The organism is Bradyrhizobium tropiciagri (genome assembly GCF_018130545.1).
Classification (GTDB): domain Bacteria; phylum Pseudomonadota; class Alphaproteobacteria; order Rhizobiales; family Xanthobacteraceae; genus Bradyrhizobium; species Bradyrhizobium tropiciagri_A.
This window is the reverse complement of sequence record NZ_JAFCKF010000005.1, coordinates 749,784-775,169: the sequence shown is the minus strand read 5'-3', so window position 1 is coordinate 775,169 and position 25,386 is coordinate 749,784. Positions and strand designations below refer to the sequence as shown.

General features: G+C 65.8%; 18 protein-coding genes. 6 read left to right on the top strand and 12 right to left on the bottom strand.

The annotated features are described in order from the left end of the window. Nucleotides 1–7: 7 nt before the first annotated feature. From mdoH to JQ616_RS25080, 3 genes are all read right to left on the bottom strand, one after another. Nucleotides 8–2,125 (bottom strand): glucans biosynthesis glucosyltransferase MdoH, encoded by a 2,118-nt coding sequence (gene mdoH, locus JQ616_RS25090; protein WP_212019054.1) that lies wholly within the window; start codon nt 2,123–2,125, stop codon nt 8–10. Next, the gene (locus JQ616_RS25085) at nt 2,113–3,627 is read right to left on the bottom strand and encodes a glucan biosynthesis protein G (RefSeq protein WP_212019052.1); all 1,515 of its coding nucleotides are present in this window, start codon (nt 3,625–3,627) and stop codon (nt 2,113–2,115) included. The genes mdoH and JQ616_RS25085 overlap by 13 nt, the downstream gene beginning before the upstream one ends. A gap of 156 nt (nt 3,628–3,783) precedes the next feature. Next, nucleotides 3,784–4,680 (bottom strand): LysR family transcriptional regulator, encoded by an 897-nt coding sequence (locus JQ616_RS25080; RefSeq protein ID WP_212019050.1) that lies wholly within the window; start codon nt 4,678–4,680, stop codon nt 3,784–3,786. Nucleotides 4,681–4,936: 256 nt separating this feature from the next. On the opposite strand from JQ616_RS25080, the gene JQ616_RS25075 reads away from it, so the two are divergent. From JQ616_RS25075 to JQ616_RS25055, 5 genes are read left to right on the top strand one after another with little or no spacing between them, the layout of a single operon-like run. Beyond that, nucleotides 4,937–5,413, top strand: a complete 477-nt coding sequence (locus JQ616_RS25075; protein WP_212019048.1) for a formate dehydrogenase subunit gamma — start codon at nt 4,937–4,939, stop codon at nt 5,411–5,413. Next, a complete protein-coding gene (locus JQ616_RS25070) occupies nt 5,410–6,966 on the top strand; it encodes an NADH-ubiquinone oxidoreductase-F iron-sulfur binding region domain-containing protein (RefSeq protein ID WP_212019046.1) in 1,557 nt (518 codons plus the stop codon). Before JQ616_RS25075 ends, JQ616_RS25070 begins: the two co-directional genes overlap by 4 nt. Before the next feature lie 13 nt (nt 6,967–6,979). Then, entirely contained in the window at nt 6,980–9,856 is a 2,877-nt protein-coding gene (gene fdhF, locus JQ616_RS25065) for a formate dehydrogenase subunit alpha (protein WP_212019044.1), read from the top strand. Nucleotides 9,857–9,858: 2 nt separating this feature from the next. Beyond that, nucleotides 9,859–10,695, top strand: a complete 837-nt coding sequence (gene fdhD, locus JQ616_RS25060) for a formate dehydrogenase accessory sulfurtransferase FdhD (RefSeq protein ID WP_212019042.1) — start codon at nt 9,859–9,861, stop codon at nt 10,693–10,695. After that, nucleotides 10,679–10,900: a formate dehydrogenase subunit delta gene (locus JQ616_RS25055; protein ID WP_212019040.1), complete on the top strand. Its 222-nt coding sequence runs from the start codon at nt 10,679–10,681 to the stop codon at nt 10,898–10,900. Before fdhD ends, JQ616_RS25055 begins: the two co-directional genes overlap by 17 nt. A gap of 245 nt (nt 10,901–11,145) precedes the next feature. Here JQ616_RS25055 and JQ616_RS25050 read toward each other — a convergent pair whose 3' ends face one another. The 8 genes from JQ616_RS25050 to ccmI all read right to left on the bottom strand — a co-directional run bounded on the left by JQ616_RS25050 (nt 11,146) and on the right by ccmI (nt 22,421). Then, nucleotides 11,146–14,112, bottom strand: a complete 2,967-nt coding sequence (locus tag JQ616_RS25050; RefSeq protein WP_212019038.1) for a bifunctional [glutamine synthetase] adenylyltransferase/[glutamine synthetase]-adenylyl-L-tyrosine phosphorylase — start codon at nt 14,110–14,112, stop codon at nt 11,146–11,148. Continuing rightward, nucleotides 14,109–15,563: a sensor histidine kinase gene (locus JQ616_RS25045; protein ID WP_212019036.1), complete on the bottom strand. Its 1,455-nt coding sequence runs from the start codon at nt 15,561–15,563 to the stop codon at nt 14,109–14,111. Before JQ616_RS25045 ends, JQ616_RS25050 begins: the two co-directional genes overlap by 4 nt. After that, nucleotides 15,547–16,227, bottom strand: a complete 681-nt coding sequence (locus tag JQ616_RS25040; protein ID WP_029878846.1) for a response regulator transcription factor — start codon at nt 16,225–16,227, stop codon at nt 15,547–15,549. Before JQ616_RS25040 ends, JQ616_RS25045 begins: the two co-directional genes overlap by 17 nt. 266 nt (nt 16,228–16,493) lie before the next feature. Continuing rightward, nucleotides 16,494–18,077: a Do family serine endopeptidase gene (locus JQ616_RS25035; RefSeq protein ID WP_212019034.1), complete on the bottom strand. Its 1,584-nt coding sequence runs from the start codon at nt 18,075–18,077 to the stop codon at nt 16,494–16,496. 171 nt (nt 18,078–18,248) lie between these two features. Beyond that, nucleotides 18,249–18,755 (bottom strand): cytochrome c-type biogenesis protein, encoded by a 507-nt coding sequence (locus JQ616_RS25030; protein ID WP_212019180.1) that lies wholly within the window; start codon nt 18,753–18,755, stop codon nt 18,249–18,251. Beyond that, nucleotides 18,755–20,740 carry a heme lyase CcmF/NrfE family subunit gene (locus tag JQ616_RS25025; RefSeq protein ID WP_212019032.1) on the bottom strand — a complete coding sequence of 662 codons (1,986 nt, stop codon included), beginning with the start codon at nt 20,738–20,740 and terminating at the stop codon, nt 18,755–18,757. The genes JQ616_RS25030 and JQ616_RS25025 overlap by 1 nt, the downstream gene beginning before the upstream one ends. Next, on the bottom strand, nt 20,737–21,234 hold the full coding sequence (gene ccmE / locus JQ616_RS25020; protein ID WP_212019030.1) for a cytochrome c maturation protein CcmE: 498 nt from the start codon (nt 21,232–21,234) through the stop codon (nt 20,737–20,739). The genes JQ616_RS25025 and ccmE overlap by 4 nt, the downstream gene beginning before the upstream one ends. 59 nt (nt 21,235–21,293) lie before the next feature. Then, nucleotides 21,294–22,421, bottom strand: coding sequence for a c-type cytochrome biogenesis protein CcmI (gene ccmI, locus JQ616_RS25015; RefSeq protein ID WP_212019028.1), 1,128 nt, complete (start codon nt 22,419–22,421; stop codon nt 21,294–21,296). A 458-nt stretch (nt 22,422–22,879) separates the two neighbouring features. On the opposite strand from ccmI, the gene JQ616_RS25010 reads away from it, so the two are divergent. Next, nucleotides 22,880–23,686 (top strand): Crp/Fnr family transcriptional regulator, encoded by an 807-nt coding sequence (locus JQ616_RS25010; protein ID WP_212019026.1) that lies wholly within the window; start codon nt 22,880–22,882, stop codon nt 23,684–23,686. A 210-nt stretch (nt 23,687–23,896) separates the two neighbouring features. Here JQ616_RS25010 and JQ616_RS25005 read toward each other — a convergent pair whose 3' ends face one another. Further along, nucleotides 23,897–25,291 carry a hypothetical protein gene (locus JQ616_RS25005; protein ID WP_212019024.1) on the bottom strand — a complete coding sequence of 465 codons (1,395 nt, stop codon included), beginning with the start codon at nt 25,289–25,291 and terminating at the stop codon, nt 23,897–23,899. Between the last annotated feature and the right edge of the window lie 95 nt (nt 25,292–25,386).

Sequence of the window (25,386 nt, the reverse complement as noted above, 5' to 3'; positions counted from 1 at the left end):
CTCCAAGCTACTTCGCAAGCACGCCTTCCAGCAGCACGGGATCGCAGAGAACGGCCAGCGTCTCGCGCGGCGTGAGATGCGCGACCGCCTCGTCGAAACTGCCGCTTGCCTCGATCCGGGCGCAGGCCACCGCAAGATGAAGGTCGATGTCGCCTGGGCCGCCGCGCTGCGCCGGCGGAAGCGACGATAGATGACGATGCAGCAGGCCGGCATCCGCCCGCAGCGTCGCCAGCGCGGGCGCTGATGCGTGGGCAGGCCGCGACGCCAGCTCGTTGGCGCGGACCAGCACGCTCGGCGGTCCGCTCTCCTCCGGCGTCACGAACAGCGCGCGCATCGCGGGCTTGGCCGTCCAGGCGCCGATCGGGATCGCACACAGCAGGCCAACGATCACCGGCGACATCCACAGCAGTAGCGGCAACGACACCGCATAGGCGCTGGCCGCCATCGCGACGCCGCAGGCAGTGGGGACGCCGTACTTCCGGTACAGCTCACGCCGCTCGACCTCGCCGTCGTCGCGCCGCTGCGTCTGCCAGCCTGCGTCGCGGCCGAGCAGGATCTCGATGACGGCGATCGACTGGAACACCATCATGACCGGCGCGATCATGGCCGAGATCAGCACCTCGGCGATGACGCCTGCAAGCGCGCGGAAGCCGCCGCCGAATTGCCGACGCATGTCCGACCGCGCCAGCAACAGGAGGTAGCCAAGCAGCTTCGGCACGATCAGCAGCGCCATGGTGAGACCGAACACCCAGGCGGCGAGCACGGGATCCTGCGCCGGCCAGTTCGGGAACAGCGAGAAGCCTTTCGGAAAATATTCGGGGCGAATGAAGCGCGCCTGCAACGAGATCAAGATCCCAAGCAACAGGAACGACAACCACATCGGCGCGGTGATGTAGGATCCGATCCCGGTCATGAAATGCAACCGCGAGATCCAGTGCAGCCGACGCGTGGTCAGCACCGCGAGATGCTGCATGTTGCCCTGGCACCAGCGGCGGTCGCGCGCGGCAAAATCCAACAGCGACGGCGGCACCTCCTCGAAACTGCCGCCGAGCACCGGCGCCATGTAGATACCCCAGCCGGCGCGCCGCATCAGCGCCGCCTCGACGAAATCGTGGCTCAGGATATGTCCACCGAACGGCTTGCGTCCGGAGAGCTCGGGCAGCCCTGCCTGCTCCGCAAATGCCTGAATCCGGATGATGGCATTGTGTCCCCAGTAATTGCCCTCGGAGCCATGCCACCATGCGACGCCGGCGGCGACCATCGGGCCATACAGCCGGCCGGCAAACTGCTGCAGACGGCTGAACAGGCTGCGCGCGTTGACGATGACCGGCAGCGTCTGCAGCAGCGCCGCCTGCGGATTGCTCTCCATGGCATGAACCATCCGCACGATGGTGTCGCCCGACATCAGGCTGTCGGCGTCGAGCACGATCATGAACTGATAGCCGCCGCCGAACCGCGTGATCCACTCGCCGACATTGCCGGACTTCCGTGCCGTGTTATCGGCGCGATGCCGGTAGTAGAGCCTCCCGCCGCAGGCCTCGCTCAGCGCGAGGAACGCCTGCTCCTCGGCGATCCAGATATCGGGATCGCGGGTGTCGCTCAGCACGAACCAGTCGAAGCGTTCGCCCTGCCCGGTCGCCTCGACGGACTCGTGGATGGCACGCAGGCGCGCCATCAATTGATGCGGATTCTCGTTGTAGGTCGGGAGCAGCACCGCGGTTCTGCTTCCGAGCTGCGGCAGTGGACCATCGTCAGGGATCGGCAACGCGTTGCCCTTGCGCTGAAGCAGCACGAAGAAGCCGGCCAGCCCCGAGGCAAACGAGAACGCGATCCAGGCCAGCAGTGCGACGAACAGCACCAGCACCATCCATTCCATGATCGTCACGCCGCCGACCTGGACCACCATGTACATCTCGTAGGCGCCCGCGCCGGTCAGCGCCGCCGTCAGCATCAGGATGAAGGCGCGGCGCATGAACATGCCGGCGCCGACCGAGACCGGCTTGCTCACCGCAAGCGGCGGCTGACCGAGATCGGCCGCCGCCATCGCAAGCGGGCTCTCGTGCGGCAGGAAGCCTTCGGCCGCCGCGGCGACGTCCGGACGAGGCGACGTGACTATGGCGCCCATCGATAGACCCAGATCTCCGAGAGCGGCTTGTCCTCTTGCGCGAGATGCGCGCGCAGCTCGATCGGCTCCTTCTTGACCGCGCACTGGAAGCTGAGCCGCCATCCGCCGGTGTTCGGGTTCGGCTGCGTGACGATGTTCGTGATCTCGGCCTTCTCGGCCGACACGACGCCCTTGATGCTCGCGGGATCGATCCCTTTCAGATTGTCGCCGAACAGGTCGAGCACGAACAGCTTGCTGCCTTCGCCGCGAGCGCCGATGCCGGTGCGGGTGAAGCGCGCCAGCGAATGCGGCTTCGGCGCATCCGGCCCCCAGTGCAGCCGGTAGGTGAGATTGGTCTCGCTCTTGGCCTTGAGCGACGCCTTCGGCCGCCAGAACGCGGCGATGTTGTCGTGGATCTCTTCCTTGGTCGGAATCTCGAACAGGATCACCGCGCCCTCGCCCCAATCGCCGATCGGCTCGACCCACAGGCTCGGACGCTTCTCGAAGCTCGATTCGATATCCTGATAGGCGAAGAAATTCTTCTCCCGCTGCATCAGTCCGAAGCCGTGCGGATTGATATCCTGGAACGTGCTGATCTGGAGGTCGCGCGGATTGCTCAGCGGACGCCACAGGCTCTCACCCTTGCCGTTGTAGATCGCAAGCCCGTCGGAATCGTGCACCGACGGCCTGAAGTCATCGACCTCGTTGCGATCGTTCGGTCCGAAGAAGAACATGCTCGTCATCGGTGCAAGGCCGGCATGCTCGAGATCGGCGCGCGGATAAAGCGACGCCTCGACATCGAAAACTGTCGTCTTGCCCGGCCTGATCGTGAAGCGATAGCTTGCCGCGCAGCTCTTGCTGTCGAGCAAGGCATGAATCACCAGCGAGGTCGCGTTGGGCACCGGACGCTCGAGCCAGAACGCCTTGAAGAGCGGAAACTCCTCGCCCTTGGCCTCACCGGTATCGATCGACAGGCCGCGCGCCGACAGGCCATAGGTCTCATCCTTGGCGACGGCACGGAAATAGCTCGCGCCAAGAAAGACGCAGACCTCATCATAATAGTCCGGCTTGTTGATCGGCGCGTGGATCCGGAATCCGGCAAAGCCGAGATCCGTCTCGGTGAAGGCAGGCACCGTCTCACCGAACGAGAACATGTCCTTGCTGTAGCTGATTTCGCTGACCTTGCCGTCGGCGACCTCAAAGATCTGGACCTTGTTCTTGTAGAAGAAGCCGCGATGGAAGAACTGCGCCTCGAACGGCAGCTTCGCGCCGCGCCACAACGCGCGCTCCGGCACGAAGCGGATCGAGCGGTACTGGTCGTAGTTCAGGTCGGTCAGGCCATTCGGCAACTTCTCGTCCGGCGGCTCGAACGACTTGGCTGCGAGGTTGCGCGCGAGCTCCCTCACCATCGACGGATTGAAAGGAGCGTCCGACGTGTTCCCTGCAGCTGCGGCCTCACGCTGCGGCAACAGCAATAGTGTCGGCAACACGGCCGAGCCGTGGAGTAACTGGCGACGATTCAAAGCAGCTCCTGCGGGCTAATCGGGACGCCGCAATGAAACCGTTCAACCGTCCGTGAGTTCCACTGTTGCTGCGTGAAGCAAACGATTGCATTCGGCGCCTGGCCCGGCGCTCTGAAGCGGAACCGTCGTGACAGAGCCTCAGCCGATGGCCGCGGGCTACGCGCTCCCCAGCGTCGGCGCGACTTCGCGTGCGACCTGCACCAGGGCCGCGATCAGCGGCGTCATCGGATCACGCTGCGGGATCACGAGGCCAATGCTGTAGTCCACCACCGGATCGACGATCGGGATGCTGCGCACGGCGTCGGCAAGGCCGAGCGTCTCGGCGAGCTTGGCCGGCATCACGCTGGCCCAGCGTCCGGTCTTCACATGGGTGTAGAGCACCAGCAATGAATTCGACGTCAGCGACGGCGTCGCCTCCGCGCCGACCGAGGTCAGCGCACGATCGATGATGCGGCGGTTCTGCATGTCGGGCGTCAGCAGGCACAGCGGCACGGTGCCGACTTCCTGCCACGTCACCTGCTTGCGGTCGCCGAACATCGCATCCGGCGCCGTCAGCAGCCGATAGCTCTCATTGTAGAGCGGGATGGTGCGAACCTTGCCGATCGGCTCGTTCTCGATATAGGTCAGCCCGGCATCGACCTCGAGATTTTCCAACAAGCCGAGCACGTCAGCCGACGTGCACGACTGGATGCGAAACCGGACATCGGGATGGCGCGCGCGGAACGGCGTGGTGAGCGCAGCCACCATGCCGAGCGCGGTCGGGATCGCGGCGATCCGGATCTCGCCCGACAGCTTGTCCTTGAGGCTGTTGATCTCCTGCTTCATCGCCCGCGCATCGCCGACAATGCGCCGCGCCCAGTCCAGGGTCCGTTCGCCCTCCGGCGTAAAACCCTGGAAGCGGGATCCGCGCTGCACCAGCATGACGCCGAGGATCTCCTCGAGCTGCTTGAGGCTGGTCGACATGGTCGGCTGGGTGACGCCGCAGGCCTCCGCAGCCCGGCCGAAATGCCGTTCCTTGGCCAGCGCCAGCAGAAGTTCCAGCTTGTCGATCAAGGTTAAAATCCTCTTCCGAAACGGTGCCCCAGTCGGCAGCCCGACGCGGCCATAGGTAGCACGATCAGGGTGCGATCCCGAAATCCAAAGCGTCCCGGAAGTGCGTGATTCCAGAACATTATTGCGATCCTGCATCGACCGATTTGGCAACGCTATTAATCGCGTTTCGCAATCGCCGCATGAGACAGCTTTATTGATGTTTCGAACGATTCCAACTCTGATGTGCGCAGCAAAAAATGGATCGTGAGAAGCGCTGATGACGGTGGGATACGAACCTTGGGACACGGCGCGCGGCGCCGAGATCATCGCCGAGCATGCCGGGCTTGAAGGCGCCACGCTGGTGATCCTGCACGCGCTGCAGGAAGCGTTCGGCTACGTGCCGGAGCCGGCGATCCCGATGGTCGCCGAGGCGCTCAATCTGTCCCGCGCCGAGGTACACGGCGTGTTCACCTTCTACCACGACTTCCGCAAGCAACCAGCCGGACGCCACATCCTCAAGCTCTGCCGCGCCGAGGCCTGCCAGGCCGCTGGCGGCGACGCCCTTGCGGCGCGCGCGGAAGCCAAGCTCGGCATATCCCTGGGACACACCACGGCGGATGACCGTGTGACGCTGGAGCCGATCTACTGCCTCGGGCTGTGCGCCACCGCGCCCTCGGCGATGCTGGACGGCCGCCTGGTCGGCCGGCTCGATGACGCGCGCATCGACGCGCTGGTCGCGGAGGCGCAGCGATGACGATGCGAATTTACGTCCCCCGCGATGCCGCGGCCGTCGCCGTCGGCGCCGACGATGTCGCCCTCGCCTTCGCTCAGGCCGCAGCGGCGCGTGGCACAGCGATCGAGATTATCAGGAACGGCTCGCGCGGGCTGTGTTGGCTGGAGCCGATGGTCGAGCTTTCGACCGGGCAAGGCCGTATCGCCTTCGGTCCGGTGACCGCCGGGGACGTGCCATCCCTGCTCGATGCGATGGCCGGCAACGGTCAGCACGCCCTGTGGCTTGGTGTCACAGACGAGATTCCCTGGCTGAAGCGCCAGACCCGGCTGACCTTCGTGCGCTGCGGCGTGGTCGATCCGCGCTCGGTCGACGACTACCGCGCCCATGGCGGCTACAGGGGGCTAGAGCGGGCACTGACGCTGACCTCCGACCAGATCCTCGCCGACGTGACCACCTCGGGCCTGCGCGGCCGCGGCGGCGCCGGCTTCCCGACCGGCATCAAGTGGAAGACCGTGGCGCAGGCCAACGCCGACCGCAAATACATCGTCTGCAACGCCGACGAGGGCGACAGCGGCACCTTCGCCGACCGCATGATCATGGAAGGCGACCCCTTCGTCGTGATCGAGGGCATGACGATCGCCGGCATCACGGTCGGCGCCACCAAGGGCTACATCTACATCCGCTCGGAATATCCGCATGCGGTCGAGGCGATGAACGCCGCGATCACAGCCGCCCGCCGTGCCGGCCTGCTCGGCAAACGGATCGGCGGCTCCGCGCATGAGTTCGATCTCGAAGTCCGTGTCGGCGCCGGCGCCTATGTCTGCGGCGAGGAGACCTCGCTGCTGGAGAGCCTCGAGGGCCGCCGCGGCATCGTGCGCGCAAAACCGCCGCTGCCGGCGCATAAAGGCCTGTTCGGCCGCCCGAGCGTGATCAACAACGTGCTGTCGTTCGCCGCGATCCCCTTCATCCTCGACAACGGCGCCAAGGCCTATGCCGATTTCGGCATGGGCCGCTCGCGCGGCACGATGCCGATCCAGCTCGCCGGCAACATCAAATACGGTGGCCTGTTCGAGACCGCGTTCGGCGTCACGCTCGGCGACCTCGTCGACGAGATCGGCGGTGGCACCTTCACCGGACGCCCCGTGCGCGCAGTGCAGGTCGGCGGCCCGCTCGGCGCCTACTTCCCTCGCGCGCTGTTCGACACGCCGTTCGACTATGAGGCGTTTGCCGCGCGCGACGGCCTGATCGGCCACGGCGGGGTCGTGGTGTTCGACGACACCGTCGACATGGTCAAGCAGGCGCGCTTCGCGATGGAGTTCTGCGCGGTGGAATCCTGCGGCAAGTGCACGCCGTGCCGGATCGGCTCGACCCGTGGCGTCGAGACCATCAACAAGATCATCAACGGCGAGCGCGTCGCGGAAAACCTCGCTGTCGTCGAGGACCTCTGCAACACGATGAAGTTCGGCTCGCTGTGCGCACTCGGCGGCTTCACGCCCTACCCCGTGATGAGCGCATTGAAACACTTCCGGGAAGATTTCGGCCCGGCACCGGCCCGGCTGCAGGCCGCGGAATAGCAAGGAAATCACGATGTCGCTGATCCAGGAAACCGATTTCGGCACGCCCAAGTCCAAATCCGAGACGATGGTCACGCTGACCATCGACGGCAACCAGATCACCGTGCCCGAAGGCACCTCGATCATGCGTGCGGCGATGGAAGCCGGCACCCAGATCCCGAAGCTGTGCGCGACCGACATGGTCGACGCCTTCGGCTCCTGCCGGCTCTGCCTGGTCGAGATCGACGGCCGCGCCGGTACGCCGGCCTCCTGCACCACGCCGGCGATGAATGGCCTCGTCGTGCACACCCAGAGCGAGCGGCTGAAGAAGCTGCGCAAAGGCGTGATGGAGCTCTATATCTCCGACCATCCGCTGGACTGCCTGACCTGCGCTGCAAATGGCGACTGCGAATTGCAGGACATGGCGGGCGCGGTCGGCCTGCGAGACGTGCGCTACGGCTATGAAGGTGAGAACCATGTGTTCGCCAAATCGCACGGCTGCGAAAACGACAACTGGATGCCGAAGGACGAATCCAATCCGTACTTCACCTACGATCCCTCGAAGTGCATCGTCTGCTCGCGCTGCGTCCGCGCCTGCGAGGAGGTGCAAGGCACCTTCGCGCTGACGATTTCCGGTCGCGGTTTCGACAGCCGCGTGTCGCCCGGCATGAGCGAGAGCTTCCTCGGCTCCGAATGCGTGTCTTGCGGCGCCTGCGTGCAGGCCTGCCCGACCGCGACGCTGACCGAGAAATCCGTGATCGAGATCGGCCAACCCGAGCATTCGGTTGTCACCACCTGCGCCTATTGCGGCGTCGGCTGCACCTTCAAGGCCGAGATGCGCGGCGAGGAAGTGGTGCGCATGGTGCCGTGGAAGGACGGCAAGGCCAATCGCGGCCATTCCTGCGTCAAGGGCCGCTTCGCCTGGGGCTATACCACCCACAAGGAGCGCATCCTCAAGCCGATGATCCGCGAGCGGATCGAGGATCCCTGGCAGGAAGTGTCGTGGGACGAGGCGCTGAATTTCGCCGCCGCGAAATTCAAGGGCATCCAGCAGAAATACGGCCGCGACGCGGTCGGCGGCATCACCTCGTCACGCTGTACCAACGAAGAGACCTATCTGGTGCAGAAGCTGATCCGCGCCGGCTTCGGCAACAACAATGTCGACACCTGCGCCCGCGTCTGCCATTCGCCGACCGGCTACGGCCTGTCGGCCACCTTCGGCACCTCGGCCGGCACGCAGGATTTCGATTCAGTCGAACAGACCGACGTCGTGCTGATCGTCGGCGCCAATCCGGCCTCGGCCCACCCGGTATTCGCCTCGCGGCTGAAGAAGCGGCTGCGCCAGGGCGCCAAGCTGATCGTGATCGATCCGCGCCGCACCGAGATGGTGGAATCGCCACATGTGAAGGCACTGCATCTGCCGCTGATGCCAGGCACCAACGTTGCCGTGCTGACCGCGCTGGCCCATGTCATCGTCACCGAGGGGCTCGCCAACGAGAGCTTCGTGCGCGAGCGTTGCGACTGGAGCGAGTTCCAGGATTGGGCAGCCTTCGTCGCCGATCCGAAGAACAGCCCGGAGGCGACCGCGATCATGACCGGCGTCGATCCGAACGATTTGCGCGAGGCCGCGCGGATCTACGCGACCGGCGGCAACGGCGCGATCTATTACGGGCTCGGCGTCACCGAGCACAGCCAGGGCTCGACCACGGTGATTGCGATCGCCAACCTCGCGATGGTGACCGGCAATATCGGCCGGCCCGGCGTCGGCGTGAACCCGCTGCGCGGCCAGAACAACGTGCAGGGCTCCTGCGACATGGGCTCGTTCCCGCACGAGCTACCGGGCTATCGCCACATCGCCGGCGACGCCGTGCGCGAGCAGTTCGAGGCGATGTGGAACGTCAAGCTCAACAAGGAGCCTGGCCTGCGCATCCCCAACATGTTCGACGCCGCGATCGAAGGCGAGTTCATGGGCCTCTACGTGCAGGGCGAGGATATCCTGCAGTCCGATCCGAACACCAAGCACGTGGTGGCGGCGCTGTCGGCGATGGAATGCGTCATCGTCCATGACCTCTTCCTGAACGAGACCGCGAACTACGCCCACGTGTTCCTGCCCGGCTCCACCTTCCTCGAGAAGGACGGAACCTTCACCAACGCCGAACGTCGAATCCAGCGCGTCCGCAAGGTGATGACGCCGCTCAACGGCTATGCCGACTGGGAGGTGACGATCATGCTCGCCAAGGCGATGGGCTTCGAGATGAAGTACAACCATCCGTCGGAGATCATGGACGAGATCGCGGCGCTGACGCCGACCTTCGCAGGCGTTTCGTTCGCCAAACTGGAAGAGCTCGGCTCCGTGCAATGGCCCTGCAACGAGAAGGCGCCGGAGGGCACGCCGGTGATGCATATCGGCGGCTTCGTGCGCGGCAAGGGCAAGTTCATCGTCACCGAATACATCGCGACCGATGAACGCACCGGTCCGCGCTTCCCGCTGCTGCTCACCACCGGCCGCATCCTCAGCCAGTACAATGTCGGCGCGCAGACAAGGCGCACCGAGAACGTGGTCTGGCACGCCGAGGACCGCCTGGAGATCCATCCGCACGACGCCGAGCAGCGCGGCGTGCGCGACGGCGACTGGGTGCGGCTGACGAGCCGCGCCGGCGAGACGACGCTGCGCGCCGAGATCACCGACCGCGTGGCGCCGGGCGTGGTCTACACCACGTTCCACCACCCGGACACCCAGGCCAACGTCATCACGACCGACTTCTCGGACTGGGCGACCAACTGTCCAGAGTATAAAGTAACGGCCGTACAGATCTCGCCGTCGAACGGTCCGTCCGACTGGCAGAAGGCCTATGACGAACAGGCGCGAAACTCCCGCCGCATCGCACCTGTCGTGGAAGCCGCGGAGTAGCGATGCGCGAGCCGGTCCACAAGGCGATCCGGAAGGTCTGGCGCGACGGCGTCTTCAGCGACGGCGCGCGCCTGATCCCGGAAGAGACGCCGCTGGCGCTGACCTATAATGGCGGCACCTACGCCGTGATGATGGGCTCGCCTGAGGATCTCGGCGATTTCGCCGTCGGCTTCAGCCTGAGCGAAGGCATCGTGCAATCGGCGGACGAGATCGAGACGCTCGACATCGTCGAGCTCGACGACGGCATTGAGCTCAGGATGTGGCTCAAGCCCGACAAGGCCGAGCAGATCGCCCAACGCCGCAGGAATATCGCGGGTCCGACCGGCTGCGGCCTGTGCGGCATCGATTCCATCGCCGAGGCGGTGCGGCCGGCGGCGGTGGTGCCTGCGGGCCGTGCGTTCTCGCCGCGCGAGATCATGAGCGCAGTGGCGGCGGTCGCGCCGCTGCAGGAGATCAATCACCAGACCCGCGCGGTGCACGCCGCTGCATTCTGGACCGCGACGCGCGGCATCGTCGCGCTGCGCGAGGATGTCGGCCGCCACAATGCGCTCGACAAGCTCGCCGGCGCGCTCGCCCGCGACAAGGTGGTGACGAGTGAAGGCATGGTGCTGCTGACCAGCCGCGTCTCGGTCGAAATGGTGCAGAAGACCGCCGCGATCGGCGCGCCGCTGATCGCCGCCGTGTCGGCGCCGACAGCGCTGGCGGTGCGCATGGCGGATGCCGCCGGCATCACGCTGGCCGCGATCGCCCGGGCCGATGGATTTGAAATCTTTACGCATCCGGAACGCGTCACAGGCGCGGTGCCCGGCAAGGAGTCCGCTTATGTCGTCGTCGCCTGACAAACTGGTCTACATGGCGAACCAGATCGGAAAATTCTTCCACAGCCAGGGCCACGACCGCGCGGTGCAGGGCATCTCCGAGCACATCTGGAAGTTCTGGGACCCGCGGATGCGCAAGCAAATCTTCGCCCATCTCGACGCCGGCGGCGCCGGCCTCGACCCTGATGTGCTCGACGCGCTGCAGAAGCTGAGGCAGCAGGCTTAGCTCGCCGGGCCCTCCTCTATCTCCGTCACCCTGAGGAGGCCGCAACGCGGCCGTCTCGAAGGGTCGACGGCCCGACTTTGGCCGTGCATCCTTCGAGACGCGCTACGCGCTCCTCAGGATGACGGGATTGACATTCGGATTCGTGGGGTGGGCAAAGGCGCGCTGCGCTGTGCCCACCTTCAAGTGCCGTGCTGGAATGGTGAGCACGCTACGCTTTGCCCACCCTACACAGCTACGCAGCTGAGCTATCCCCCGCCTACGATCGCGTTGAACACGCGGCGCACTTCGCTCTGGGTTTCGCGCAGGCGCGCTTCCAGCGCGGAGAAATCCGGCGTGTCGCCGGCACGCGCCATCACGCGCAGCAGGTCTTCACCCGCGGTCTCGGGATTGAACTTGCCGGTCACGCACAGCCGCAGGATCTGCGTCAGGTCATGATAGAGCCGCGCTGCCGAGCGCAGGATCTCGGCCTCGGACTGGCCGAGCAGGCCGAGCTTGGCGGCATGCTCGAGCACCTGCAGCGTCGAGACGCTGAGGATCTCCGGCTTCGCTGATGCGTGCGCGAGCTGGAGATATTGCGCGATGAAATCGATGTCGACGAGCCCGCCGGCGGCGAGCTTGAGGTCCCAGACGTCGTCCTCGCCCTTCTCCAGCGCGATCGCGCGCCGCATGTCGGCCACGTCGGCCGCGGTCGACGCCGCATCGCGCGGCCTCGTCAGCACGCTGCGGATGATCGCCTCGATCCGCTCGCGGAACTGCGGCGACGACGAAATCACGCGGGCGCGCGTCAGCGCCATGTGCTCCCAGGTCCAGGCTTCGCGCTCCTGATAGTCGGCGAACGCGTCGATCCGCGAGGCGACCGGGCCGGCGCGCCCCGAGGGACGCAGCCGCATGTCGACCTCATAGAGCACGCCGTAATTGGTGCGGGTCGTGAATGCGCTGATCAGGCGCTGGGTGAAGCGAGCAAAATACTGCGCGCCGTGCAGCGAGCGCTCGCCATCGGAGTCCGGCGCCTCGCTGTCGAAATCGTAGAGTGTGATCAGGTCGAGGTCGGATGACGCCGTCATCTCGCGGCTGCCGAGCCGGCCCATCGCGACGATCGCGGTCTCCTGCCCCTTGATGCGACCATATTGCGCGGCGAATTGATCGGTGACGAGGCCGTGCACGGTGTGCACGATGCCCTCCGCGACATCGGCAAAGGCCGTGCTGGCGTGCTGCGCCGACACGGTGCCGGACAGGATCCGCGTGCCGATCAGGAAAAGGCTTTCCTGGCCGAACAATCTCAGGCGATCGAGAAAGTCCTCATAGGACGATGCATCCTGCAGCGTGGTGGCAAGCCGCTCCGACAATTCCTTCTTGTCCGGCATCGCGCCGAAGAAGCGCGGGTCGACCAGGCCATCCATGATCTGCGGCTGACGCGCCAGCATGTCGCCGAGCCGCGGCGCAGCACCAAGGATCAGCGCCACCAGCGCGACGAAATCGCGGTTCTGGCTGAGCAGCGAGATCAGCCGCCCGCCCCGTTGCAGCGCGCCGAGGAAACGGTCGAACGCTGCCACCGCATCATCAGGCTCCTCGGCATGCGCGAGGCCGTCGATCAGGCCGGGAATGAATTCGAGGAACGCCGCCCGCGTCGCCTCCACGCGCAGCGCGCGATAGTCGCCCTCGATCCATTGCTGCACGGTGCCGGCGACCGCGACGGGCTTCTTGAAGCCGAGCTGGGCGAGATGTTCGATCAGGCGACCGTCTTCCGGCCCGGCACCGTAGTCGATATCCGGCAGCTTCGCGGTGCCGGTCGGATCGTCGCCCTCGAACAGCTTGCCGTAGTGGTTCTGCACGATCTTGAGCTGGTCGAGCAGGTCTCTGGCGAACGCCTCGCGGTTCTTGTAGCCGAAGAAATGCGCGAACCGTTCGACGTCTTCAGGCGCTTCAGGCAACGAATGGGTCTGCTCATCGGCGATCATCTGCAGCCGGTGCTCGACCCGGCGCAAGAATTCATACGCCGTGGTCAGCTCGTCGCGCGCCTCAAAGGTGATCCAGTTGCTGTTGGCGAGCACGTTGAGCGCCTCCAGCGTCGGCCGCACCCGCAACTCCGGATGGCGGCCGCCGGCGATCAGCTGCTGGGTCTGGGCGAAGAACTCGATCTCACGGATGCCACCGCGGCCGACCTTGACGTTGTGGCCCTCGACCGAGATCTCGCTCTGTCCGCGGTAGGTCTGCATCTGCCGCTTCATGTCGTGGACGTCGGCCAGCGCCGCAAAATCCAGGTGCTTGCGCCAGACGAACGGCGCCAGCTCGCCGATCAGCGCCTCGCCCGCCCTGGGATCGCCGGCGCAGGGCCGCGCCTTGATCATCGCGGCGCGCTCCCAGGTGCGTCCCTCGCGCTCGTAATAATGCAGCGCCGCGTCGGTTGAGATCGCGACCTGAGTCGAGGCCGGGTCCGGGCGCAGACGGAGATCGACCCGGAACACATAGCCGTCGCCCGAGCGCTGCTGCAGCATCCGCGCCATCGCCTGGGTGACGCGCACGAAGAACGGCTGCGGCTCGATGTCCTCGGCGAGCGAGGTGGCGGCGGTGCGATCGAAGAACACGATCAGGTCGATGTCGCTGGAATAGTTCAGCTCGCGCGCGCCCATCTTGCCCATCGCGAGCACGATCAGGCCCGAACCTAGCTCGGGATATTCGGGATCAGCAGCGGTCATCCGGCCGCGCGCGATCTCCTGCCGGAACAGATAGCGCAGCGCCGATTGCACCGAATTCACCGCGATGTCGGTCAGCGCCGCCGTCACCCGCATCACCGGCCAGACGCCGCCGATGTCGCACAGCGCGATCATCAGCGCGGCTTCCGCCTTCATGCGGCGAAGCAGAGCCATCACCTCGGCCTCGCTGCCGGCGGCGAGCACCTCGCGCGAGGTGGTCTCGATCAGGCCCGCGAGATGCGACTCCGGGTCGCATGACAGGATCCGGATCAGCCGCGCGGCATCGGCGCGCGCGAGCTCGAACAGATAGGGCGAGAATTCGGCGATGCCGCGCAGGATGTCCCGTGCAAGGGGATATTCCAGCAATGCATTGAGCGCGCCGGACTGCGCCGGCTCGAGCTCGGCGAACCAGTCAGTCAGGCGCTGATCGGCGGATTGGGGTGCGGCGACATGTGGTCCGTCCGCGAACCGCGCGGCCAGACGATGTCGATCCGCGTTTCCCGGCGCGGCGGCATTCATGCCGCCTTCTGTGGCACATCCTGCGTTTGAGCCGCAAGCCTGTCACTGCCACCGGCCCGCGCGGGCAGCACCAGGGTGGCCACCAGCCCCGGATAGGCATCGCCGAGCCGCAGTTCGCCGCCATGGAGCGTGGCCACCGCCGAGGCCAGGCTGAGGCCGAGACCGGAACCGGGTAAGGTGCGGCTCGCCTCGAGCCGGACGAAGCGCTCCACCGCGTGCTTGCGGTCGCCCTCGGGAATGCCCGGGCCATGGTCGGTGACGCTGAGCAGCACCTGGTCGCCCTCGCGCCGCGCCTCGATCAGGATCTCGCGCACATCGGCCTTCATCGGCTCCACGCCCGGGTCGGGCTTGCCATATTTGATGGCATTCTCGACCAGGTTGGCGACCGCCTGACTGATCAATTCGCGGTTGCCGTAGACAGGCGCCGGTGCGGTCTTGACCTGCAGCGTCATGCCGTCGTCCTCGGCCAGCGGCTCGTACAGCTCGTGGATACCATTGGCGACGTCGGCGCCGTCGAAATCATCCATGTTGCCGCGCGCCTGGCCGGACTCGGCCCGCGCGATCATCAACAGCGCATTGAAGGTGCGGATCAGGCCGTCGGACTCCTCGATCGTTCGCTCCAGCGCCGCGCGATAGTCGGTCTCGCTGCCCGACCGCGCCAGCGCCTCCTCGGCGCGATTGCGCAGCCGCGTCAGCGGCGTCTTGAGGTCATGGGCGATGTTGTCGGAGACCTCCTTGAGCCCCGTCATCAGCGCCTCGATCCGCTCCAGCATGGCATTGAGGTTTTCCGCGAGACGGTCGAGCTCGTCGCCGCTGCGCCCGACCGGCAACCGGCCCGAGAGGTCGCCCGCCATGATCCGCTTGGTGGTGCCGGTCATGGCGTCGATCCGGTGCAGCACGCGCCGTGCGACAAAAATGCCGCCGCCGAGGCCGAGCACGATCACGACCAGGATCGACCATTGCGCTGCCTTGGCGACGATGCCGAACAGCCGCCGCCGCTCCTCGAGGTCGCGGCCGACCAGCAGGCGGAAGCCGTTCTCCATCTGGGTGACCCGCACCAGCGCGCGGTGATCGGTCTGGTCCTGGTCGTCGAGCCGGCGATAGGCGGTCTCGGTCCAGCCCTGCACGCTCATGACGCCCGGCGCCAGCGCGCCGACATTGCCGGCCAGCATCTGCCCGTTCGGCGCCGTCACGAGATAGAGGTTGGCACCCGGCCGCAGCGCACGGTTGCCCATCGTGCCGAGCAGGCCGCGCAGGCCGCGGCGGTTGTAGATGTCGGTGATCTCGCTGATCTCGACATTGACCGTCGTGGTAATCTGCTCGGTGATCAGCCGCCGCGTGTTCCAGGCGAAGTAAGCCAGCAGCGAGGCGGCAAACAGCGCGAACAGGAACAGATAGACCAGCGTCAGCCGAAACGCCGTGGTCCGGATCAGTTTACCGAATGCCGTCACGGATCATATACCCCGCGCCGCGGATGGTATGCAGCAGCGGCCGCTCAAAGCCCTTGTCGATCTTGGAGCGCAGCCGCGAGATGTGCACGTCGATGACGTTGGTCTGCGGATCGAAATGATAATCCCAGACGTTCTCGAGCAGCATCGTGCGCGTCACCACCTGCCCTGCATGCTTCATCAGATATTCGAGCAGGCGAAACTCGCGCGGCTGCAAGGTCAGCTCGTCCTTGCCGCGGGCGACGCGATGCGACAGCCGATCGAGCTCGAGGTCGCCGACCTTGTAGGTGGTCTCCTCGGCCGGCCCGACATTGCGCCGCGACAGCACCTCGACGCGGGCGAGCAGTTCGGCGAAGGAATACGGCTTCGGCAGATAGTCGTCACCACCGGCGCGCAGGCCCTTGATGCGGTCGTCGACCTGGCCGAGCGCCGAGAGGATCAGCACCGGCGTCCGGTTGCCCTTGTCGCGCAGGCTGCCGATCAGCGACAACCCGTCCCGCTTCGGCAGCATGCGGTCCACAACCAGCACGTCGTAGTCGCCGGTTTCAGCCATCGACAGGCCTTCCTCGCCGTCGGAGGCGAGATCGGCGATGTAGCCGACTTCGCGGAATGCCTTGACCAGATAGTCGGCTGACTCGCGGTCGTCTTCGATGATCAGGATGCGCATTTGCGGAGCGGTTGCGGTCACGGGAATGGGCCCTCTGTCAGCATGGCGCGGCCGGCCTGCACATGCAAGACGACCGCGCATATTCTCGAAATGTCGGGAAAAAGTGGGCGGTGAAGCTGGGGGACTTCACCGCCCTGAGACCTTCCGACGGAGGGGGGCATATTCCATCGAAAGGCAACATAGGGAGCGAGCAAGGGGCCCGCCCCCCGGAAAGCGCCGTCGGCGGGGGCGACGAATGCCGGCGACGCTTTCCAACTCATATGTAGTTATCCCTTGGCCAGCGGCACTGCCACAAAGCGCGACGAACCGCCGCTCTTCACGCGCATGAGAACGCTGTTCTTGTTGTCGCTGCGGGCCGCGGTGATCGCATCACGGACCTCACCTGCGGTGCCGACGGACTTGCCGGCGACCTCGAGGATCACGTCGCCTTCCTTGAAGCCCCGCTCAGCGGCAGCACTCTTGGGATCGACTTCGGTCACGACCACGCCTTCCTTGCCGGCGCCGGCCACGCTGTTGGCGGGAGCCACGGTGAGGCCGAGCTTCGGCACATCGGTGCCACGCGACGAGTTGCCCTTGTCGCTGTTGTCCGTGTCAGCCTTGGCTTCCAGATTGTTCGGCAACTGGCCGAGCGTGATGTTGACGACCTTGTCCTGGCCCTTGTGCAGCACGTTCAGCTTCACGGCGTTGCCGGGCGCGATGCCGCCAATGGTGCGGGCGAGTTCGCGCGCATCCTTCACCGTCTCGCCATTGACGGCGGTGATGACGTCACCGGACTCGATGCCGGCCTTGGCCGCGGGGCCGTTGGCCTGCGGTTCGGCGACCAGCGCGCCTTCGGCCTTCTTCATGCCGAGGCTGTCGGCGATGTCGGAGGTCACCGGCTGGATCTGGACGCCGATCCAGCCGCGGCTGACCGAGCCCTTGTCCTTCAGCTGGGCGACCACGCTCTTCACCGTCGCGGCCGGGATCGAGAACGCGATGCCGACGCTGCCGCCGGACGGCGAGTAGATCGCTGTGTTGACGCCCATCACCTCACCCGAGACGTCGAACGCCGGGCCGCCCGAATTACCCTTGTTCACGGGCGCATCGATCTGGATGAAATCGTCATACGGGCCGTTGCCGATGTCGCGGCCGGAGGCGGAGACGATGCCCGCGGTCACGGTGCCACCGAGGCCGAACGGATTGCCGACCGCCAGCACCCAGTCGCCGATGCGCGGCTTGCTGTCGGAGAGCTTGGCGAACTGGAAGTTCGGGCCACCCTCGACCTTGATCAGCGCGAGGTCGGTCTTCGGATCGGTGCCGATCACCTTGGCGGAATAGGTCTTGCCGTCGTCGGTCGTGACTTCGACCTTGTCGGCGCCGTCGACCACGTGATTGTTGGTCACGGCAAAGCCGTCAGCCGAGATGAAGAAGCCGGAGCCCTGGCCCGTAACCACGCCACCGCCACGCGGTCCACCGCGCAGACCCGGAGGCAAGCCATCCGGACCGCCGAAGCGGCGGAAGAAGCGCTCCATCGGCGACCCCGGCTGGAACGGCGAATCTTCGTTATTGCCGTCGTCCTTGGCGACCTTCTCGCGAATGTTGACCTTGACCGAGATCACCGACGGCTTGACGCGCTCGACGATGTCGGCAAATCCGACCGGCTGCTGAACCTTCTTGACCTCGTTATTGACCTGCGCATGCGCGGGGGTCGTGAACAGGTCGGCGGGATTGTGCGTGGGGCTGAAGCCGTAGGTGGCGGCACCGAGGCCGGCCACGACCGACGCCATCAGCGCGAGTTTGCGGGCAGAGAACAGCGAGCGCTTCGGCGCCTTGTAGGACGGGAGGGTCGAGAGGTCGGGACGGTCGGTCATTGGCTGAAATCTCCAGGGCCAGAATCAGTGGTGCGGGGGCGAGCACCTGATGCGCCTGAACATGGGGTCATCAGCCTTACAGCGCGCTGGCTGCGGAATTAAACTTTGGTAATTGAGCCGACCGATGCTGCGGCAGAATAGCGCAGGCAAAATAACGGCTTAAAGCCGGAACTAAACCGGTTTGTCCGGCGCGGAATCGACCGCCAGCAGCCGTTCCAGCCGGGCTTCCTCCTCGGAGGTCAATCCGGGGCTGGAATCACCCCCGCCGGGCTGCGGATTTGCCCTGCGCCGGCCGAGCCGCCAGAGCGCGAAACCGCCCAGCACCAGCGCCAGCGGCGGGGTCAGCCACAGCACCAGCGTATGCTCGTTGAGGCGCGGCTTCAGCAGCACGAATTCGCCGTAGCGGGCCACCAGGAAATCGATCACTTGGGCGTCGCTGTCGCCGGCCGAGATGCGCTCACGCACCAGCAGGCGGAGGTCACGCGCCAGCGGCGCCTCAGAATCGTCGATCGACTGGTTCTGGCAGACCATGCAGCGCAGCTCTTTCGAGAGCTCGCGCGCCCGCGCCTCCTTGGCCGGATCCGACATGATCTCGTCGGGCAGCACGGCGCGGGCCGGCATCGCACCGAGCATCAAGGTCGCCACAAGCACGGCGGCTGCGAGGTTGCGCGACCGCATCATTCGGCCGCCTGCAAGGCACGCGCGGCTGCCTTGGCCGGCTTCGGCGCGCCGACCCGCAAGCGGCGGTCGGACAGCGACAGCAAGCCGCCGAAAGCCATCAGCACCGGCCCCCACCAGATCATCAGAACCAGCGGCTTGTGATAGATGCGCACCGCGATCGTGCCGTCGGCCGAGGCATCGCCAAGCGAGATATAGAGCTGGCTGGCGCCGCGGGTCAGCAGCGCGGCCTCGGTCGTCGAGGCGCCGCGCGTGGTGAAGTTGCGCTTCGACGGGGTCATGACGCTGACCTTTTCGCCGTCACGGGTCACGGTGAACTGCGCGACCATCTCGCGGAAATTCGGCCCCTGCCGCGGATTCAGGCCGTCGAGCCGCAGCTCATAGCCGGCGACGCGGGCGACATCGTCCGGCTTCATGGAGCCGATATATTCGCTGTTCCAGGTGGTTTCGCAGACGATCCCGATCAACGCGACACCGAGACCGGCGTGCGCAAACGCCGTGCCCCAGGTCGCGCGCGGCAGACCGCGTGCACGGCGCAGCGAGAGCGACAGCGGAATCCGGAACAGCGCGATGCGTTCGGCGAGATCGCACAGCGCGCCCATGATCACGAAGGCCGCAAGCCCGATCGCAAGCGGCGCCAGCGTCGCGCCGCCATAGGTCCATGCGAACACCACCGCGATCGCAACCAGCGCAACGATGCCGGCCACCATCAACCGCTGCGCCGCACCCAGCAGATCGCCGCGCTTCCAGGCCAGCAGCGGCCCGAACGGCACCGCGAGCAGCAGCGGCACGAACAGCGGCGCAAAGGTGAAATTGAAGAACGGCGCGCCAACCGAGATCTTCTCGCCGGTCAAGACTTCGAGCGCCAGCGGATACAGCGTGCCGATGAACACCGTCGCGCAGGCCGTGGTGAGCAGGAGATTGTTAAGCACCAGCGCGCCTTCGCGCGAGATCGGCGCGAACAGCCCGCCCTGCTTCAGCGTCGGCGCGCGCCAGGCGTAGAGCGACAGGCTGCCGCCGATGAACACGAACAGGATCAGCAGGATGAACACGCCGCGGGTCGGATCGGTGGCGAAGGCGTGCACCGACGTCAGCACGCCGGAGCGCACCAGGAAGGTGCCGAGCAGCGACAGCGAGAAGGTCAGGATCGACAGCAGCACGGTCCAGACCTTCAGCGCGTTGCGCTTCTCCATCACCAGCGCCGAATGCAACAGCGCGGTGCCGGCAAGCCACGGCATCAGCGAGGCGTTCTCGACCGGATCCCAGAACCACCAACCGCCCCAGCCGAGCTCGTAATAGGCCCAGTAGGAGCCCATCGCGATGCCGAGCGTCAGGAAGATCCACGCCATCAGCGTCCACGGCCGCACCCAGCGCGCCCAGGCGGCGTCGATCTTGCCTTCGAGCAACGCAGCAACGGCGAACGAAAACGAGATCGAGAAGCCGACATAGCCGAGATAGAGCATCGGCGGATGCACGGCGAGGCCGATGTCCTGCAATACCGGATTGAGGTCGCGTCCCTCGATCGGCGGATTGGCGATGCGCAGGAACGGATTCGAGGTGATCAGGATGAACAGATAAAAGGCGCTGGCGACCCAGGCCTGCACCGCCAGCACATGCGCGCGCAGCGACAGCGGCAGATTGTTGCCGAACGCCGCGACAAGGCCGCCGAACAGCGCCAGGATCGACACCCATAGCAGCATCGAGCCTTCATGGTTTCCCCACACGCCGGTGATCTTGTAGAGCAGCGGCTTCAGCGAATGCGAATTCTCGTAGACATTGGCGACCGAGAAATCCGAGGTGACGTGCAGCGTCACCAGCGCCGCGAACGACGCCGCGACGAACAGCAATTGCGCCAGCGCAGTCGAGCGCGCGACGTTCATCAGCGCCGCATCACGCCAGCGCGCGCCGATGATCGGCACGATGGACTGGATCAGAGCAAGCCCAAGTGCGAGCACCAGGGCATAATGTCCGCTTTCAGCGATCACCGCATCGCTCCCTGGGTCGGCGCCGCGGAGGCGCTCGGCATATTGTTCGGCTTCTTGCCGTAATCGTCCTTCCAATGGCCCTGCTTCTTCAGGGCATCGGCGACGTCCTTCGGCATGTAGGTCTCGTCATGCTTGGCGAGTACGGTGTCGGCGCGGAACACGCCGCCAGCATCGAGCGCGCCTTCGGCAATCACGCCCTGCCCTTCGCGGAAAAGATCCGGCAGGATGCCCTTGTAGGCGACCGGTAGCGTCGCGCCGCCGTCGCCGACGGTGAAGGTCACCGCGAGATTGTCGCCGCGCTTCAGCGAGCCCTGCTCGACCAAGCCGCCGAGCCGGAAACGCTTGCCCGGACCGAGATGTTTCTCGGCGACCATCGACGGCGTCGAGAAGAACACGATGGAATCGCGCAGCGCATTCAGCACCAGGCCCGCGGCGATCGCGAGCACGGCGAGCGCGCAGCCGATCAATGTCAAACGCCGTTGCTTCCTGGTCATGGCCTATCCTTGCGCTTGACGTTATCCGAAAACCGCTGTGCTCGTTTCGGCGTCATGCTCTATCCATCCAACCCGAGATTCTTCAGCCCCTCATTGAGCTGCCGCAACCGGTCCGCATCGTTGGCGACAGCCTGACGGGCGTCGGCGAGCGCGCTCATTGCCTTGTCGCGCTCCCCCATCACGAGATAGGCGCGCACCAGCCGCAGCCAGCCCTCGACATCGTCGCCATTGGTCTTCAGCCGCGTCGCCAGCCGATCGACCATGCCCTTGATCATGGTGCCGCGATCGGCCTCGCTCATGTCTTTCGCCGCCGCGACCGCACCTTCCGGCAGCGCCGGGGCGCTGACGCCCGCAGGGACGTCGGGCACGGTGCCGCCGACCCGCACCAGCGCCGCCTGCACCAGCGGTCGCCACGGCGCATCGGATGGCGCCTTCGCCAGCATCTTCTGCCAGAGCGCGGCGGCATCAGTCTTGCGGCCGTCCTGCTCGGCGGCCAGACCAAGGAAGTAATTCGCCTTGGCGTCGTCGCCATTGAGCGCGACCGCGCGCTCGAACTCCGCCTTGGCATCCGCGGTGACGACGCCGCCGGCGCTCCCCATCAAGGCTTCGCCGAGATCGGCGCGGCGATCGGCGCTGTCACCGGCATAGGTGATGGCGTTGCGATAGGCGCGGACCGCGTCGTCGTAGCGGCCGAGCCGCGACAGCACCGGCGCCAGCACGGTCCAGCCACGGCCGTCGGTCGGGTTCTTCTCCAGATGGGCCTCGACCTGCGCCACCAGATTGGCGAGCGGCTGGTTGGCATCGGCGACCCGGCTGCGCTCGGCGAGCGGAAAGTCGCCGAGCCGCGGCGAGCCGAGCGCGAGATAGAAGCCCGAGGCGATCACCGGCAACCCGACCAGGGCCACGACCGCGGCGGCACGCCGCAGCCTGAGACTGCCCTGCACCGGCGCCTCACGTCCGGTCTGGTCGGCGGCGGCCAGCAGTCGCCGGCTGATCTCGACCCGCGCGGCATCGGCCTCGGCGGCGCCGATGATGCCCGATGCCATGTCGCGGTCGATCTCGGCGAGCTGGTCGCGGTAGACCACGACCTCGCTGCCGCCGCTGTCGGTGCCGCGGCGGCTGAGCGGCCACAGCACGGCAAAGATCGCCGCGACCGTCATCAGCGCGAACACAAACCACAGCGTCATCAAGCGGTTCCCAGATGGAACGGCGGCTTCCGGCAAGCCGCCTTAGAATCGCTTTACACTACCGGCGGCGAGCCCGGCAATTGACAATTACTGGATCGACCGAAGGTCGAAATCAGGCGGTTTCCGGTAGCCGTTCCGGCGGTCCGGCAACGGCTTTTTCGGGCAAAGGCGCGCGCTGCAAAAATATCGAAAAACAACCCCATGCAAAGTAGCCGGTGGGCGGCCGCCGGCGCTCGAATGACGACTTGACACGTCGGGCAACTCAGCGGCACAATTCCATTATTCCGAAATTCCGCAAACGTTCGTCCTCCCGCTGGCGGTGCTGCCGACGGTCGCCGGATTCCTTTTCTGCTCTATCTTGCTCTCTCCGAGTCTTTCGTTTGAGTTGACGAGCGCAATGGTTTCATCCGGAATAACCGCTGCCGGTATTGGCTTACACAACAGTTTGGCGAAACCAAATGACGCTTAGCACAGACGTGTCCAGCATACTGGATCGCATCCTAGATGCAGCAACCGACAACCTCAGGTTCGCGAAAATTCTGGTTCAGATGGGGCTCGATCCCAGCAGCGTGACCTGGGACGCCATCTTCAGCCGCCTGCTGGAAATCTTTCTGCACAACATTACCCTGGCAAACATGTTCGCTCTGGTCGGCGCGACCTTCTTTGTCGCCACCCTGCTGACGCACACGATGGTGCCGCTCCGGGTCGCCAACATGATCGGTTGCGCATTCTTCGCGATCTTCGGTGCACTCACCGGAGCCGTCACGACCTTTCTTCTTTATTTCCTGATGATTCCCATCAATGCCTATCGTCTCCGTCAAATGCTCGCTCTCGTGAAGAAGGCGCGCACTGCAACACAGGGCGACATGTCGATGGAGTGGCTCAAGCCGTTCATGACCAACCGCAAGTATCGCAAGGGCGATATCTTGATGAAGAAAGGTGACATAGCCAACGAAATGTTGCTGACGGTTACCGGCAGATTCCGGGTCGTCGAAATCAACGTCGATGTTCCGCCGGGCCGCCTGATGGGCGAACTCGGCTTCCTCACACCTGACAACCGCCGAACCGCGACGATCGAGTGTATCGAGGATGGCCACGTTCTCGCCATCACCTATGAAAAGCTGCTCGAGATCTATTTCCAGAACCCGCAGTTCGGCTACTACTTCCTTGTCTTGACCAGCCAGCGCTTACTGGAAAATCTCGCGCGGGCCGAAGCCATCATCGCGGAGAACAAGATCGCGGTGCAGACGGCCTCGGCGAACTAACGCGCAATTGCGGTGACAGCCGCAGTCAATTGACCGACCTCGCCCCGGCGTGCACCATGCGGCACGGCTCGCCCGTGTCGTGATCCCCGGTTGCGCGCACCATGTCACGCAGCGTGGCAATGGCCGCGCGAACCTTCTTTGGGAGTTACGGTGACGGTGCTGTCACCGTAATTTCTCGTTCTTTCTCGCCCGTTATTTCCCGCGCTCCCGCTACCCCGCGCGCGTCGACTTCCGCTCGCCGGTCACGGCATTCTCGGCCGCCCGGTTCATCAGCGAGGCGTAGTCGTGGCCGAACAGCACCTCGCAGAAGCGGATCGCGGCCTTGACCTGTTGCTGGCGGAAGGTACGGACCCGGGTATCGCCGCCGCGCAATGATTGGACCAGCCCCTCGGTCGACTGCTCGACATAATGTTGCAGGTCCGAGAAGGTCCGCAGCGTCACCTCGTTGATGGCGAGCTCGCTGGCATAGGTGCGGCACACCGCGACGAAATCGATCAGGGCGGCGGCATCCTCGACCTCGGACTGGTCGATCTTGGCGCCGGCCGCGATGTCCTTGTCGGCGCGCTGGCGCAGGATGCGGCGGACCCGGCCCGGCACGCTGTCGATCTCCGATTGCAGCGCGTTGGAGGTGTCGGCGCGAACCGAGGTCAGCTGGCGGCCCCAGGTGGAATCGTTGCGCAGGTCGAGCTCGGTGCGCAGGCCGCGGACGCCGTCATGCAGGGTCTTGAGCTGCTCGCCGACATAATCGAAATGCCCGCGTTTGATGTCGGTGCGCAGACAGGCCGCGACGAACGACAGATCATGCAGCGCGATGGTGACGGCGATGCCGTAGGGCGTGGCCGCGACCCGCAGCTCGTCGTCGGAGGCCGCCATCTTGATCGCGAGCCGGACGATCTGCCATGGCGCGGCGAGCCGCTGCGCAATCAACGACAGCGCGAACGGCAACAGCTGCGGCGTCTGCAGCGACGGCAGCTTCAGCGCGTCGGTGGCGGAGGCGATCTGGGAATCGGCGAATACGCGGATCTGGCTCGGCAGCCGGCTGCCCAGGGTTTCCAGCGCTTCACGCGCCTGTAACACCAGGCCGATCGGCAGCAGGTCCTCGACAACGCTCGGCGGGCCGACGCGCGACAGCGCGCGCTGGCGGTCGTCCTGGCTCGGCCCCGCGACCTTGAGGATGGCTTCCGCAGCCGCCAGCTGGAATTTTCGCGCGGCGACTTCCATCGGACCGCTCTCCGAGGCTGCCGCCAGCGCCGCCTCGAATGCGCGGGCCGCCTCAGGCGCGCCTTCGCGGGCCAGCCACTGCCAGATCGGCAGCAGCGAGGCGCGCCGGAGCTGACCGGGTCGGGTCGGGAAATTGGTCTCGGCGAGGAACGGCTCCAGCGGCCGGAACAGCAGCCGCGCCGGATCGTCGCTGCGCGGCTCGATCCGCTCGTCCTCCTCGGCCCCGCGCGCGATCTTGCGCAGCTGTTCCAGGACCAGACTGGCGACGGCGACGTCGTCGCCGCGTTCGACCGCGCGCTCCAGCTCACGCATCAGCAGCGCCTGCGATTGCGGCGGAAGCTGCGCGAGATAATCCCTCAGCCGCTCGGTCGATTTCTGGCTCATGCGCCCGGTCGTGAAAGCTTGGTGCCCGGCAAACGCCGCAGCCCGTCCGCCCGCGATGATAGAGGTCGGCGCGTTAAGAACGCGTTTAGGAATAA